At 53.3% G+C, this 15,113-nt stretch carries 12 protein-coding genes; 9 read left to right on the forward strand and 3 right to left on the reverse strand.

The genetic code is table 11. The annotated features are described in order from the left end of the window. Positions 1-64: 64 nt before the first annotated feature. The 3 genes from dapD to map all read right to left on the reverse strand — a co-directional run bounded on the left by dapD (position 65) and on the right by map (position 4,455). Entirely contained in the window at positions 65-889 is an 825-nt protein-coding gene (gene dapD, locus C5687_RS06895) for a 2,3,4,5-tetrahydropyridine-2,6-dicarboxylate N-succinyltransferase (protein ID WP_008501915.1), read from the reverse strand. 32 nt (positions 890-921) lie between these two features. Then, positions 922-3,597, reverse strand: coding sequence for a bifunctional uridylyltransferase/uridylyl-removing protein GlnD (gene glnD / locus C5687_RS06900; protein WP_025756815.1), 2,676 nt, complete (start codon positions 3,595-3,597; stop codon positions 922-924). A gap of 63 nt (positions 3,598-3,660) precedes the next feature. Next, a complete protein-coding gene (gene map / locus C5687_RS06905) occupies positions 3,661-4,455 on the reverse strand; it encodes a type I methionyl aminopeptidase (RefSeq protein ID WP_013095652.1) in 795 nt (264 codons plus the stop codon). A gap of 321 nt (positions 4,456-4,776) precedes the next feature. Between map and rpsB the strand changes: the two genes are divergently transcribed. From rpsB to bamA, 9 genes are all read left to right on the forward strand, one after another. After that, a complete protein-coding gene (gene rpsB, locus C5687_RS06910; RefSeq protein ID WP_013095653.1) occupies positions 4,777-5,502 on the forward strand; it encodes a 30S ribosomal protein S2 in 726 nt (241 codons plus the stop codon). A gap of 117 nt (positions 5,503-5,619) precedes the next feature. Further along, positions 5,620-6,471, forward strand: a complete 852-nt coding sequence (gene tsf / locus C5687_RS06915) for a translation elongation factor Ts (RefSeq protein ID WP_008501911.1) — start codon at positions 5,620-5,622, stop codon at positions 6,469-6,471. A gap of 151 nt (positions 6,472-6,622) precedes the next feature. Beyond that, entirely contained in the window at positions 6,623-7,348 is a 726-nt protein-coding gene (gene pyrH, locus C5687_RS06920) for a UMP kinase (protein WP_003856194.1), read from the forward strand. Positions 7,349-7,515: 167 nt separating this feature from the next. Continuing rightward, a complete protein-coding gene (gene frr / locus C5687_RS06925; protein WP_008501909.1) occupies positions 7,516-8,073 on the forward strand; it encodes a ribosome recycling factor in 558 nt (185 codons plus the stop codon). 95 nt (positions 8,074-8,168) lie between these two features. Continuing rightward, entirely contained in the window at positions 8,169-9,368 is a 1,200-nt protein-coding gene (gene ispC, locus C5687_RS06930; protein WP_104556640.1) for a 1-deoxy-D-xylulose-5-phosphate reductoisomerase, read from the forward strand. Between the two features lie 186 nt (positions 9,369-9,554). Beyond that, on the forward strand, positions 9,555-10,313 hold the full coding sequence (gene ispU / locus C5687_RS06935; protein WP_104556641.1) for a (2E,6E)-farnesyl-diphosphate-specific ditrans,polycis-undecaprenyl-diphosphate synthase: 759 nt from the start codon (positions 9,555-9,557) through the stop codon (positions 10,311-10,313). 12 nt (positions 10,314-10,325) lie between these two features. Next, positions 10,326-11,183, forward strand: a complete 858-nt coding sequence (gene cdsA / locus C5687_RS06940) for a phosphatidate cytidylyltransferase (protein ID WP_025756818.1) — start codon at positions 10,326-10,328, stop codon at positions 11,181-11,183. A gap of 11 nt (positions 11,184-11,194) precedes the next feature. Continuing rightward, positions 11,195-12,547 carry a sigma E protease regulator RseP gene (gene rseP, locus C5687_RS06945; RefSeq protein WP_059385825.1) on the forward strand — a complete coding sequence of 451 codons (1,353 nt, stop codon included), beginning with the start codon at positions 11,195-11,197 and terminating at the stop codon, positions 12,545-12,547. A gap of 31 nt (positions 12,548-12,578) precedes the next feature. Then, a complete protein-coding gene (bamA, locus tag C5687_RS06950) occupies positions 12,579-14,996 on the forward strand; it encodes an outer membrane protein assembly factor BamA (protein ID WP_045285877.1) in 2,418 nt (805 codons plus the stop codon). Positions 14,997-15,113: the final 117 nt, after the last annotated feature.

Genomic DNA, 15,113 nt, shown 5'->3' on the forward strand with positions numbered 1-15,113 from the left:
ATCTAATTTCGCCACCCTCAGATACAAAAAAAGCGGGGTTGCCCCCGCTTTTTGTTATACCCGATTAATCGATGGTACGCAGCAACTCATTGATGCCGACTTTACCGCGGGTTTTCGCATCCACTTTCTTCACGATAACCGCACAGTACAGGCTGTATTTACCATCTTTAGACGGCAGGTTGCCGGAGACCACCACAGAGCCTGCCGGAACGCGGCCGTAATGCACTTCGCCGGTTTCGCGGTCGTAAATACGGGTGCTCTGACCGATGTAAACACCCATGGAGATCACGGAGCCTTCTTCAACGATCACGCCTTCTACTACTTCAGAACGCGCGCCGATGAAGCAGTTGTCTTCGATGATGGTCGGGTTAGCCTGCAGTGGCTCCAGAACACCACCAATGCCCACGCCGCCGGACAGGTGAACGTTTTTACCGATCTGCGCGCAGGAACCGACCGTCGCCCAGGTGTCTACCATCGTACCTTCGTCAACGTAGGCACCGATGTTCACGTAGGATGGCATCAGCACGGTATTGCGTGCGATGAATGCCCCCTGACGTACCGCCGCTGGCGGTACCACGCGGAAGCCTTCTTTCTGGAAACGTGCTTCGTCGTAGTCAGCGAATTTCATCGGCACTTTATCGAAGTAGCGGCTTTCAGCTCCGTCGATAACCTGGTTATCGTTGATACGGAAAGAGAGCAGCACGGCTTTTTTCAGCCATTGATGAGTGACCCACTGACCGTCGATTTTTTCTGCCACGCGCAGGGCGCCGGAATCCAGCAGGGAAATCACCTGGTTTACCGCTTCACGGGTCACGGTATCCACATTTGCCGGGGTAATCTCGGCGCGACGCTCAAAGGCGGACTCAATAACGTTCTGTAACTGCTGCATGGTTTACTCTTTCCATTTCACTAAAAAACACGTCACCCTTTATCGTTTGGATTGAGGGCTGCTGTCAACCGTTGTTGCACTTCAAGTTGCAGGTCATTATTAAGGGCACGCCGGTCCGCTGTGGCGATTATAAATAAATCTTCTACTCGCTCGCCAATGGTTGTAATTCTTGCCCCATGAAGCGAAATTCCCAGATCGGCAAAAACCTGGCCGACGCGGGCGAGGAGCCCAGGCTGGTCGAGCGCAATCAGCTCCAGGAACGATTTACGGTCGGTGTGGGTCGGCAGGAAATTGACCTCGGTATCGACGGTAAAGTGGCGCAGCTTCGCCGGCTGGCGACGCGGCTGCGGCGGCTGCCAGCTGCGCTGGGTAATCGCCTGTTCCAGACCAAAGCGTATTCCTTCATGTCTGTCAGACGACAGCGGGCTGCCGTCCGGTTCCAGTACAATAAAGGTATCCATCGCCATGCCGTCGCGGGTCGTGAAAATCTGCGCGTCGTGAACGCTCAGATTACGCCTGTCCAGCTCGGCGCACACCGCAGCAAACAGATAGGGCCGGTCCGGGCTCCAGATGAAAATCTCCGTCCCACCGCGCGTGGCCTGTGGGCTGAGCAGGATCATCGGCTGTGACAAGTCATGCCGGAGCAGGTGCCGCGCATGCCACGCAAGCTGGTTTGGGCTATGGCGGACAAAGTAGTTAGCGCGACAGCGGGCCCAAATCTGGTGTAACGCCTCTTCATCAATGTTGTCCATACGCAGCAGCGCCAGGGCCTGCAGCTGATGGTGGCGTACACGCTCGCGCATGTCCGGTGTATTTTGCATCCCGCGACGCAGCTGTTTTTCCGTCGCAAAGTAGAGCTCACGCAGCAGGCTCTGCTTCCAGCTGTTCCACAGCGTTTCGTTGGTGGCGCAGATATCGGCCACCGTCAGGCAGACCAGATAGCGCAGACGGTTTTCCGTCTGAACCTCCTCCGCAAACTGCTTGATGACCTCTGGATCCTGAATATCACGACGCTGGGCAGTGACAGACATCAGCAGGTGATGGCGCACCAGCCAGGCAACCAGCTGTGTTTCGCGTGAGTTCAGGCCGTGCAGCTCGGCAAATTTCAGCACATCCTGCGCGCCCAGGACCGAATGGTCACCGCCACGACCTTTGGCGATGTCGTGGAAGAGGGCGGCAATCAGGATCAGTTCAGGATGAGTAAGGCGCGGCCATAATTCCACGCACAGCGGGTGACGGGAGCGCGTCTCTTCTTTCGCAAAGCTTTCCAGCTTGAGCATAACGCGAATGGTATGTTCATCCACCGTGTAGGCGTGGAACAGATCGAATTGCATCTGCCCGACAATGTGCGACCACTGCGGCATATAGGCCCACAGCACGCTGTGGCGGTGCATCGGCAGCAGACCGCGGCTGACGGCGCCCGGGTGGCGAAGCATGCTCAGGAACAGCGATCGGGCTTCCGGGATATAGCACAGCGGCTCCGTCAAATGACGGCGCGCATGGCGCAGATGACGCAGGGTGGTGGAGTAGATCCCGGTGATGGTGCTGTTGCGAACCATGGTGTAGAACATCCGCAGGATCGCTTCCGGCTCGCGAATAAACAGCGTTTCGTCGCGCAGATCGATAAGCGTGCCGCGCAGCTGGAATTCGTCATCAATCGGGCGCGGTTTTTCGTCCGCCGTCAGCGCCAGGATGGCCTCGTCGAACAGCTGCAGCAGCATCTGGTTGAGCTCGGTGACGCGGCGGGTGACGCGGAAGAAATCCTTCATCATGTGCTCAACCGGCTCGTTTCCTTCACCGCTGTAGTTGAGGCGCTGGGCAACGCTGAGCTGGCGGTCAAACAGCAGACGGTTATCGTAGCGGGTGACTTCCAGATGCAGGGCAAAGCGAATGCGCCACAGCAGGTGCAGACACTCGTTGAGCTCGTTACGTTCGGCCTCGGTTAAGAAGCCAAAGCCCACCATTTCATCCAGCGAGGTGGCGCCAAAGTGGCGCCGGGCGACCCACTGTAAGGTGTGGATGTCGCGCAGGCCGCCAGGGCTGCTTTTAATATCTGGCTCAAGGTTATAGCTGGTGCCGTGGTAGCGCTGGTGGCGCTGGTTTTGCTCCTCGACCTTTGCCGCGAAGAACTTTTCTGACGGCCAGAAGCCGTCGCTGAAGATGTGTTTTTGCAGCTCCAGGAACAGCGCGACGTCGCCAATCAGCAGACGGGTTTCAATCAGGTTAGTGGCCACGGTCAGGTCCGATAACCCTTCCAGCAGACACTCTTCCAGGGTGCGCACGCTGTGGCCGACTTCCAGTTTGACGTCCCAGAGCAGGGTCAGCAGTTCGCCAATCTTTTGCGCCTGTTCGTCCGGCAGCTTTTTACGGCTTAAGATCAGGAGATCGATATCGGAAAGCGGGTGCAGCTCTCCGCGGCCATAGCCCCCGACGGCAACCAGCGCCACATCACTTATTTGGCCAAATCCGTAATCGATCCACAGACGCTGCAGCAGCTGGTCGATAAATTCGGTACGCGCTTCGATCAGCTGCTCGGCGGAGATACCGGCATCAAACGCGCTGCCCAGCCAGCGCTGGAAGACATCCATATGGGCTTTAATGCCGGCGCAGTTCAACTCGTGCTGCGGCCAGACGCCCGGGTTGTCGGGCTGATCGGGGAGGGTGGGAAGTGCTGTGTTAGCATACTGTTCGGGTAAAAGATTACTCATCGTGCGCCACCCATAAGAAAAAACTATAGCCATTAAAAAAGCCGGCATTTGCCGGCTTTTTTATCATTCATCGTGCGTCAGTATCGCCGGGATGGTGTCATCCTTGCGCAACGTCATAATTTCGCAGCCGTTGTCTGTTACCACAATAGTATGCTCGTACTGTGCAGACAAGCTTCTGTCTTTGGTTTTCACCGTCCAGCCGTCTTTCATGGTACGGATGCGGTAATCACCGGCGTTGACCATCGGTTCGATGGTAAAGGTCATCCCTTTTTGCAGCACTACGCCGCCGTCATCCGCATCATAATGCAGAACCTGCGGCTCTTCATGGAAGACGCGACCAATGCCGTGCCCGCAGTATTCACGCACCACGGAGAAACCTTCTGCCTCGACAAATTTCTGAATTGCCGCACCGATGGTACGCAGGCGAATGCCCGGTTTCACCATTTTCAGCGCCAGGTAGAGGCTCTCTTGCGTCACTTTGCACAGACGCTCGCCAAGAATCGTTGGCTTGCCCACGATGAACATTTTTGAAGTGTCACCGTGGTAGTCATCTTTGATAACGGTGACGTCGATGTTGACGATGTCGCCATCTTTCAGCAGTTTTTCGTCGTCCGGGATACCGTGGCACACCACTTCATTAATGGAGATGCAGACGGATTTCGGGAAACCGTGGTAGCCGAGGCAGGCGGAAACCGCGTGCTGCTCGTTCACGATATAGTCATTACAGATGCGGTCCAATTCACCGGTGCTGACGCCCGGCTTCACGAACGGCTCGATCATTTCCAGCACTTCCGCGGCCAGACGACCGGCGACGCGCATCTTTTCAATTTCTTCAGGGGTCTTAATAGAGATAGCCATGTAATCTGTCCATCGGTGTCGATTTTTTCGACAATACTAGTCTAAGTGTTGTCAATGGTATCAGTCAGGCACACCCCGTGCCAAATTGAGAATCATTAACAGCACACTCCGCCAACAACTGTTGGTTTATGGCGGCGTTTTGTGGTATAAAGCGCGCCGGACTTCCGATCCATTTCAGATACACAGGCTGGACGGAAGCGACAAATCTCACTTTGTGTAACAACACACACGTATCGGCACATATTCCGGGGTGCCCTTTGGGGTCGGTAATATGGGATACGTGGAGGCATAACCCCAACTTTTAATATAGAGGTTTTAAACATGGCAACTGTTTCCATGCGCGACATGCTCAAGGCTGGTGTTCACTTTGGTCACCAGACCCGTTACTGGAACCCGAAAATGAAGCCTTTCATCTTCGGCGCTCGTAACAAAGTTCACATCATCAACCTTGAGAAAACTGTACCAATGTTCAACGAAGCCCTGGCTGAGCTGAACAAGATCGCTTCCCGTAAAGGTAAGATTCTGTTCGTTGGTACTAAGCGCGCTGCAAGCGAAGCTGTGAAAGATGCTGCTAACAGCTGCGACCAGTTCTTCGTGAACCATCGCTGGTTGGGCGGCATGCTGACTAACTGGAAAACTGTTCGTCAGTCCATCAAACGCCTGAAAGATCTGGAAACCCAGTCTCAGGACGGTACTTTCGACAAGCTGACTAAGAAAGAAGCGCTGATGCGCACTCGTGAACTGGACAAGCTGGAAAACAGCCTGGGCGGTATCAAAGATATGGGCGGCCTGCCAGACGCGCTGTTCGTAATAGATGCAGACCACGAGCACATCGCAATCAAAGAAGCTAACAACCTGGGTATCCCGGTATTTGCTATCGTTGATACCAACTCCGATCCGGACGGTGTTGACTTCGTTATCCCGGGTAACGACGACGCAATCCGTGCTGTTAGCCTGTACCTGAGCGCTGTTGCTGCTACCGTTCGTGAAGGCCGTTCCCAGGATCTGGCTTCTCAGGCGGAAGAAAGCTTCGTAGAAGCTGAATAATAAGGTTTTACCCCTTATTAGTACCGTGTATGAATAGGGGCCCATTACCGGCCCCTTTTTTCAATTTACACTGTTTGGCCTCCGGCCGGGCAGTTCACATCTCCCGAGGATTTAAGAATGGCTGAAATTACCGCATCCCTGGTAAAAGAGCTGCGCGAGCGTACTGGCGCAGGCATGATGGATTGCAAAAAAGCGCTGACTGAAGCGAACGGCGACATCGAGCTGGCAATCGAAAACATGCGTAAATCCGGTGCGATCAAAGCAGCTAAAAAAGCAGGCAACGTTGCTGCTGACGGCGTGATCATCACTAAGATCGACGGCAACTACGGTATCATTCTGGAAGTTAACTGCCAGACTGACTTCGTGGCTAAAGATGGTGGTTTCCAGGCATTTGCTAACAAAGTTCTGGACGCTGCTGTTGCAGGCAAAATCACTGACGTTGAAGTTCTGAAAGCACAGTTCGAAGAAGAGCGTGTTGCGCTGGTTGCTAAAATCGGTGAGAACATCAACATCCGTCGCGTTGCTTCTCTGGAAGGCGACGTTCTGGGCTCTTACCAGCACGGTGCACGTATCGGTGTTCTGGTTGCGGCTAAAGGCGCTGACGAAGAGCTGGTTAAACAGCTGGCTATGCACATCGCTGCAAGCAAACCAGAATTCGTTAAGCCAGAAGACGTGTCTGCTGAAGTGGTAGAAAAAGAGTACCAGGTTCAGCTGGACATCGCGATGCAGTCTGGTAAACCAAAAGAAATCGCAGAGAAAATGGTTGAAGGCCGCATGAAGAAATTCACCGGCGAAGTTTCTCTGACTGGCCAGCCATTCGTTATGGATCCAAGCAAGTCTGTTGCTCAGCTGCTGAAAGAGCACAACGCTGACGTGACTGGCTTCATCCGCTTCGAAGTGGGCGAAGGCATCGAGAAAGTTGAGACTGACTTCGCAGCAGAAGTTGCTGCAATGTCCAAGCAGTCTTAATGATTGAAAAGGAGCCGCCTGAGGGCGGCTTCTTTTTGTCACCCGTCAGACGAAAATCAGACAGGATCCCGTATCGCTGTGCTGATATGCGACATACTATGTCGCCAGAATTAACCCCCATCTTAATCGTTGACAGTCTCAGGAAAGAAACATGGCTACCAATGCAAAACCCGTGTACAAACGCATTCTGCTTAAGCTGAGTGGCGAAGCACTGCAGGGATCGGAAGGCTTCGGTATTGATGCAAGCATCCTTGATCGCATGGCACAGGAAATCAAAGAACTGGTCGAACTGGGTATCCAGGTTGGCGTGGTCATTGGCGGTGGCAACCTCTTCCGTGGTGCTGGTCTGGCGAAAGCGGGGATGAACCGCGTTGTAGGCGACCACATGGGTATGCTGGCAACCGTCATGAATGGTCTGGCAATGCGTGATGCGCTGCATCGTGCCTATGTGAATGCCCGCCTGATGTCCGCGATTCCACTGAATGGCGTGTGCGATAATTACAGCTGGGCAGAAGCCATCAGCCTGCTGCGCAACAACCGCGTGGTGATCCTCTCCGCCGGTACGGGTAACCCGTTCTTTACGACCGATTCCGCTGCCTGCCTGCGCGGTATCGAGATTGAAGCCGATGTGGTACTGAAAGCGACCAAAGTCGATGGCGTGTTTACTGCCGACCCGGCAAAAGATCCTTCTGCCACCATGTACGATCAGCTGAGCTACAGCGAAGTACTGGAAAAAGAGCTGAAAGTGATGGATCTTGCCGCCTTCACGCTGGCTCGCGACCACAAACTGCCGATCCGTGTCTTCAACATGAACAAACCTGGCGCACTGCGTCGCGTGGTCATGGGTGAAAAAGAAGGCACTTTGATCACGGAATAATTTCCGTTGACGATAAATACAGGTAAGATTCCGCTTTATTTTGTAGTGGTATCTTACCCGGACGCGCCTTTGGCGTTGTCATGAATTAAACGCGACTATACTTAGCACACCTGTAGCGCTGTGCTGGCGGATAGTCTGCCTGAGACAAGTTTTCAAGGATTCGTAACGTGATTAACGACATCAGAAAAGATGCTGAAGTACGCATGGAAAAATGCGTAGAAGCGTTCAAAACCCAAATCAGCAAAATCCGTACTGGCCGTGCTTCCCCAAGCCTGCTGGATGGCATCATCGTAGAGTACTACGGTACGCCAACCCCGCTGCGCCAGCTGGCGAGCGTTACCGTAGAAGATACCCGTACGCTGAAAATCAACGTATTCGATCGTTCTATGGGCCCGGCGGTTGAGAAAGCGATTATGGCGTCTGACCTCGGTCTGAACCCAAGCTCTGCAGGCGCTGACATCCGCGTTCCGCTGCCTCCGCTGACCGAAGAGCGTCGTAAAGACCTGATCAAAGTGGTGCGTGGTGAAGCTGAGCAGGGTCGTGTTTCCGTCCGTAACGTGCGTCGCGACGCTAACGATAAAGTTAAAGCGCTGCTGAAAGAAAAAGAGATCAGTGAAGATGACGATCGTCGTTCCCAGGACGACATTCAGAAAATGACTGACGCTGCCATCAAGAAAATTGATGCGGCGCTGGCAGATAAAGAAGCGGAACTGATGCAGTTCTGATTTCTGTCGTACACTGATAAACGCCGTTCAGAGGGACTTCGGGTCTTGCTGGCGGCGTTTTGCTTTTATCTGGTCTAACTTTTTTCGGGCATCTCATGAAGCATTTAACTCTCCTCGGCTCAACCGGATCTATTGGTTGCAGCACTCTCGACGTTGTTCGCCATAATCCTGAACTTTACACCGTGACAGCACTGGTGGCCGGTAAGAATGTGCAGCGAATGGTCGAGCAGTGTCTGGAGTTTACGCCCCGTTATGCGGTGATGGATGATGAAGAGAGTGCCCGCCAGGTAAAGGCACTGCTGCAGGAGAAGGGCGGTCGTACCGAGGTCCTGAGCGGCCAACAGGCCGCCTGCGAGATGGCTGCGCTGGGTGATGTTGATCAGGTCATGGCGGCCATTGTCGGTGCGGCCGGACTGCTGCCGACGCTTGCCGCGATTGATTCCGGTAAAGACGTTTTGCTGGCCAATAAAGAGTCGCTGGTCACCTGCGGACGCCTGTTTATGGACGCGGTGAAGCAGCGCGGCGCGCGTCTTTTGCCCGTAGACAGCGAGCACAACGCGATTTTTCAGAGTTTACCGCAACCTTTTCAACAGAACCTGGGGTACGCTGACCTTGAGCAGAATGGCGTGGTATCTATTCTGCTTACCGGGTCTGGTGGCCCGTTCCGTGAAACGCCACTGTCTGAACTGCGTGCAATGACGCCGGATCAGGCGTGCCGCCATCCGAACTGGTCGATGGGGCGTAAAATCTCCGTTGACTCTGCCACCATGATGAACAAAGGTCTGGAATACATTGAAGCGCGCTGGCTGTTTAATGCGTCAGCGAAACAGATGGAAGTACTGATTCACCCGCAATCGGTGATTCACTCGATGGTACGTTATCAGGATGGCAGCGTGCTGGCCCAGTTGGGCGAGCCGGATATGCGTACGCCTATCGCACATTCCATGGCGTGGCCGAATCGGGTGAAATCCGGCGTGAAGCCGCTTGATTTCTGCAAGCTAAGTTCCCTGACATTCAGTGAACCAGACTATGACCGCTATCCTTGTCTGAAGCTTGCGATGAATGCCTTTGACCAGGGGCAGGCGGCGACGACGGCACTGAACGCAGCCAATGAAATTACTGTTGAAGCATTTCTGAATCAGCAGATCCGTTTTACCGATATCGCGTCGTTAAATTTATCGGTACTGGAGAAGATGGATTTGCGCGAACCACAAAGCGTGGAAGAGGTGCTGGCGGTGGATACAGCTGCACGTGATATTGCGCGCCACCAGGTGACACGTCTCGCAAGCTGGTGATAAAGCAAGCACTAGTCGTCGTGCTATTTGTTAGCGTTGGGCTTCAGTGATATAGTCTGCGCCACCTGATCGCAGGTATTTGACTTTAAGTGGTCAGGTAAGCCGTGGTTTGACACGGCTTTTTTATGTATAGGCTTCAGTATTCCTGAGTACCGTTAAATCCTTTTCAGGGACAAAAAACGCGTTATGTTGTCTGCGAATCAACCAATAAGCGAAAACTTGCCAGCTCATGGCTGCCGTCATGTAGCAATCATTATGGATGGCAATGGCCGCTGGGCGAAAAGACAAGGGAAGATACGAGCCTTTGGGCATAAAGCTGGGGCGAAATCGGTTCGCCGCGCCGTTTCTTTTGCCGCCAATAACGGCATTGATGCGTTAACGCTCTATGCTTTTAGCAGTGAAAACTGGAATCGACCGCAGCAGGAAGTGACCGCGTTGATGGAATTGTTTGTGTGGGCGCTAGACAGCGAAGTAAAAAGCCTGCACCGCCACAATGTCCGCCTGCGTATCATTGGCGATACCAGTCGTTTTAACTCACGTTTGCAGGAACGAATTCGTAAGGCTGAAGCGCTGACTGAAAATAATACCGGTCTGACGCTGAATATTGCGGCGAATTACGGCGGACGCTGGGATATTATCCAGGGCGTTCGGCAACTGGCCGAGCAGGTTCAGGAAGGGCTGTTGAGACCCGACCAAATTGATGAAGAGGCGCTGAGCAAGCAAATCTGCATGAATGAACAGGCGCCTGTGGATTTGGTAATTAGGACAGGGGGAGAACATCGCATAAGTAACTTTTTGATATGGCAAATTGCCTATGCCGAACTTTACTTTACAGATGTTCTTTGGCCCGATTTTGATGAACAAGACTTTGAAGGTGCGCTGCATGCCTTTGCCAATCGAGAGCGTCGTTTCGGCGGCACCGAGCCTGGTGGCGACAAAGCCTGATGGGGGTAGCTTTTGCTGAAGTATCGCCTGATTTCCGCTTTTGTATTAATACCCATTGTCATTGCGGCGCTGTTTTTACTGCCCCCAGTGGGATTCGCTATTGTTACGCTGGTGGTGTGCATGCTCGCCGCGTGGGAATGGGGACAGTTTAGCGGCTTTACTTCGCGCAGTCAGCGAGTATGGCTTGCGGTACTCTGTGGCTTCATTCTGGCCATAATGCTGTTTACGTTGCCTGAATATCACCATGATATCCATCAACCGCTGGTTGCTGGCTCCTTGTGGATATCCCTGGCCTGGTGGGTTGCAGCGCTACTGCTGGTGCTGTTTTATCCTGGCTCTGCGGCGCTATGGCGTAATTCAAAAGTGCTGCGACTGATTTTCGGCTTGCTCACCATTATTCCCTTCTTCTGGGGGATGGTCGCGCTGCGCGCCTGGCACTACGACGAAAATCACTACAGCGGTGCGATCTGGCTGCTTTATGTGATGATTCTCGTCTGGGGGGCTGACTCCGGGGCCTATATGTTTGGTAAACTGTTTGGCAAACATAAACTGGCGCCGAAGGTTTCTCCGGGCAAAACCTGGCAAGGCTTCATCGGCGGCTTGTTTACGGCAGCAATTATCTCCTGGGGCTACGGCGTCTGGGCGAATCTGGAAGTGGCACCGTCAATACTGCTGGTGTGCTCGATTTTTGCTGCGCTTGCCTCGGTGCTCGGTGATTTAACCGAAAGTATGTTCAAGCGTGAAGCAGGGATTAAGGACAGCGGACACCTGATTCCAGGGCATGGCGGTATACTGGATCGCATTGATAGCCTGACAGCGGCTGTTCCAGTGTTTGCTTGCTTGCTTTTACTGGTATTCGGGACGATTTAACGGAAGGTTTTATGCTGAGCATTCTCTGGAATCTGGCGGCGTTCATTGTTGCACTGGGTGTGCTGATTACCGTGCATGAATTTGGCCATTTCTGGGTTGCTCGCCGTTGTGGTGTGCGGGTAGAGCGGTTTTCCATCGGTTTTGGCAAATCGCTCTGGACGCGCACCGACCGTCACGGTACGGAATTTGTCATCGCCCTCATCCCGCTGGGCGGTTACGTCAAAATGCTCGACGAACGCGTTGAGCCTGTCGCCCCTGAGCTGCGACACAGCGCCTTCAACAATAAAACAGTTGGACAACGCGCCGCCATCATTGCTGCCGGACCGGTAGCTAACTTCATCTTTGCTGTTTTCGCTTACTGGCTGGTGTTTATCATCGGCGTCCCCGGCGTGCGTCCGGTAGTGGGTGAAATAGCGCCCAACTCCATCGCGGCGAGTGCGCAAATTACATCCGGGATGGAACTTAAAGCGATTGATGGCATCGAAACCCCTGATTGGGATGCCGTGCGACTGCAGCTGGTAGCCAAAATTGGCGATCAGCAGACCACCATCAGCGTATCGCCGTTTGGTTCTGACACGCGCCAGGACAAAGTGCTCGATTTACGTCACTGGCGTTTCGAGCCAGACAAAGAGGATCCCGTCGCTGCGCTGGGTATTCGTCCACGTGGTGCACAGATCGAGCCGGTGTTAGCCGAAGTACAGGCAAATTCGGCCGCGAGCAAAGCAGGTTTGCAAGCAGGCGACAGGATCGTTAAAGTCGATGGTCAACCATTAACAGAGTGGATGACCTTTGTTACTCTGGTGCGCGATAATCCGGGAACGTCTCTCGCGCTGGAAGTTGAAAGGCAAGGCAGTCCGCTTTCGCTGACGCTGATCCCGGATACGAAGTCGGTCGGCAAAAAGGCAGAAGGGTTTGCAGGCGTAGTGCCAAAAGTGATCCCGCTGCCAGATGAGTACAAGACAATACGCCAGTATGGGCCGTTCAGTGCCATCCTTGAAGCCACGGATAAAACATGGCAATTGATGAAACTGACGGTCAACATGTTGGGGAAATTGATAACCGGTGACGTGAAACTGAACAACCTCAGTGGGCCAATTTCGATTGCCCAGGGGGCTGGGATGTCAGCGGAATTCGGGGTGATTTACTATCTCATGTTCCTCGCGCTCATTAGCGTGAACCTTGGGATAATCAACCTGTTCCCGCTTCCCGTTTTAGACGGGGGGCATCTGCTGTTTTTAGCGATTGAAAAGCTAAAAGGCGGACCGGTATCCGAGCGAGTTCAAGACTTTAGTTATCGCATTGGCTCGATTTTGCTGGTGCTGTTAATGGGGCTTGCACTTTTCAATGATTTCTCTCGGTTGTAAGAGAGTTAGTTAGGAAGAACGCATAATAACGATGGCGATGAAAAAGTTGCTCATAGCGTCGCTGCTGTTTAGCAGCGCCACCGTATACGGTGCTGACGGGTTCGTAGTGAAAGACATTCATTTCGAAGGCCTTCAGCGTGTCGCCGTTGGTGCGGCCCTCCTCAGTATGCCTGTGCGCCCCGGCGATACGGTTAATGATGATGACATCAGTAACACCATCCGTGCTCTGTTTGCCACCGGCAACTTCGAGGATGTCCGCGTCCTGCGCGATGGTGATACCCTGCTGGTACAGGTAAAAGAACGTCCAACGATCGCCAGTATCACTTTCTCCGGTAACAAGTCGGTGAAAGATGACATGCTCAAGCAGAACCTTGAAGCATCCGGTGTTCGTGTGGGGGAATCTCTGGACCGCACAACCCTTTCAGACATTGAAAAAGGTCTGGAAGACTTCTACTACAGCGTCGGTAAATACAGCGCCAGCGTGAAAGCGGTGGTGACGCCACTGCCACGTAACCGCGTTGACCTGAAACTGGTCTTCCAGGAAGGTGTTTCAGCGAAGATCCAGCAGATCAACATTGTCGGTAACCACGCGTTCAGCACCGACGAACTGATCTCCACTTTCCAGCTGCGTGACGAAGTGCCGTGGTGGAACGTGGTGGGCGATCGCAAATACCAGAAACAGAAACTGGCGGGCGATCTTGAAACTCTGCGCAGCTACTATCTGGATCGTGGCTATGCGCGTTTCAACATTGACTCGACTCAGGTCAGCCTGACGCCGGACAAGAAAGGTATCTACATTACGATTAACATCACTGAAGGCGATCAGTACAAGCTTTCGGGTGTTGAAGTGAGTGGTAACCTGGCGGGGCATTCTGCTGAAATCGAATCGCTGACCAAAATTCAGCCAGGCGATCTCTACAGCGGCTCCAAAGTCACCAAAATGGAAGACAGCATTAAGAAGCTGCTCGGCCGTTATGGTTATGCCTATCCGCGCGTACAAACGCAGCCGGAAATCAACGATGCGGATAAAACCGTTAAGCTGCACGTTAATGTTGATGCGGGCAACCGTTTCTACGTGCGTAAGATCCGCTTCGTCGGTAACGACACCTCCAAAGACTCCGTTCTGCGTCGCGAAATGCGTCAGATGGAAGGCGCATGGTTAGGTAGCGATCTCGTTGATCAGGGTAAAGAGCGTCTGAACCGTCTGGGCTATTTTGAAACGGTTGATACCGATACCCAGCGCGTACCGGGCAGCCCGGACCAGGTTGATGTCGTTTATAAAGTGAAAGAGCGTAATACCGGTAGCTTCAACTTCGGTGTGGGCTACGGTACTGAAAGCGGCGTGAGCTTCCAGGTCGGTGTACAGCAGGATAACTGGCTGGGTACGGGTTACTCTGTGGGTATTAACGGTACCAAAAACGACTACCAGACCTATTCGGAGTTCTCTGTCACTAACCCATACTTCACCGTTGACGGTGTGAGCCTGGGCGGTCGTATCTTCTATAACGACTTTAAAGCGGACGATGCGGATCTGTCTTCGTACACCAACAAGAGTTACGGTGTGGACGGTACGCTTGGCTTCCCGGTTAACGAATACAACACCCTGCGTGCGGGCTTAGGCTACGTGCATAACGACCTGTCCAATATGCAACCGCAGGTGGCCATGTGGCGTTACCTGGATTCTATTGGCCAGTCAGCGAGCAAAAACAGCGATAACAACGGTTTTGCGGCGGATGACTTCACCTTCAACTATGGCTGGACCTATAACCGTCTCGACCGTGGTTACTTCCCAACGGAAGGTTCTCGCGTCAACCTGAACGGTAAAGTTACCGTGCCGGGTTCCGATAACGAGTTCTATAAGGTCACTCTGGATACCGCGTCCTACTTCCCGATCGATGACGATCATAAGTGGGTGGTTCTGGGCCGTACCCGTTGGGGCTATGGTGATGGCTTAGGTGGCAAAGAACTGCCATTCTATGAAAACTTCTATGCGGGTGGTTCCAGCACCGTTCGTGGCTTCCAGTCCAACAACATTGGTCCGAAAGCGGTTTACTACGGCGGGAACGACAAAGATAACTGCGATAAGTCCTCCTCATCTGAAGTCTGTAGTTCTGATGATGCGGTGGGCGGTAACGCGATGGCCGTTGCCAGCCTGGAGTTCATCACCCCAACGCCGTTTATCAGTGATAAATACGCGAACTCCGTCCGTACGTCCTTCTTCTGGGATGCCGGTACGGTGTGGGATACCAACTGGGAGAATACGGCCCAGATGCGTGCGGCAGGTGTTCCAGACTACAGCGATCCGAGCAATATTCGCATGTCTGCCGGTATCGCATTACAATGGATGTCACCGCTGGGGCCGTTGGTCTTCTCTTACGCCCAGCCGTTTAAGAAATATGATGGAGATAAGTCGGAGCAATTCCAGTTTAACATTGGTAAAACCTGGTAATAATCCGCGGCAAAGGAATGCGTTGGCAGTGTAGCGCTGACAACTGGCGATCGGTAAACGGTCGCCTTGCCACGCAAAGAACGGTACCTTCTGGTGCCAATGGGATGGTAAGGAGTT

The sequence above is a fragment of the Enterobacter sichuanensis genome (genome assembly GCF_002939185.1).
GTDB classification, from domain to species: domain Bacteria; phylum Pseudomonadota; class Gammaproteobacteria; order Enterobacterales; family Enterobacteriaceae; genus Enterobacter; species Enterobacter sichuanensis.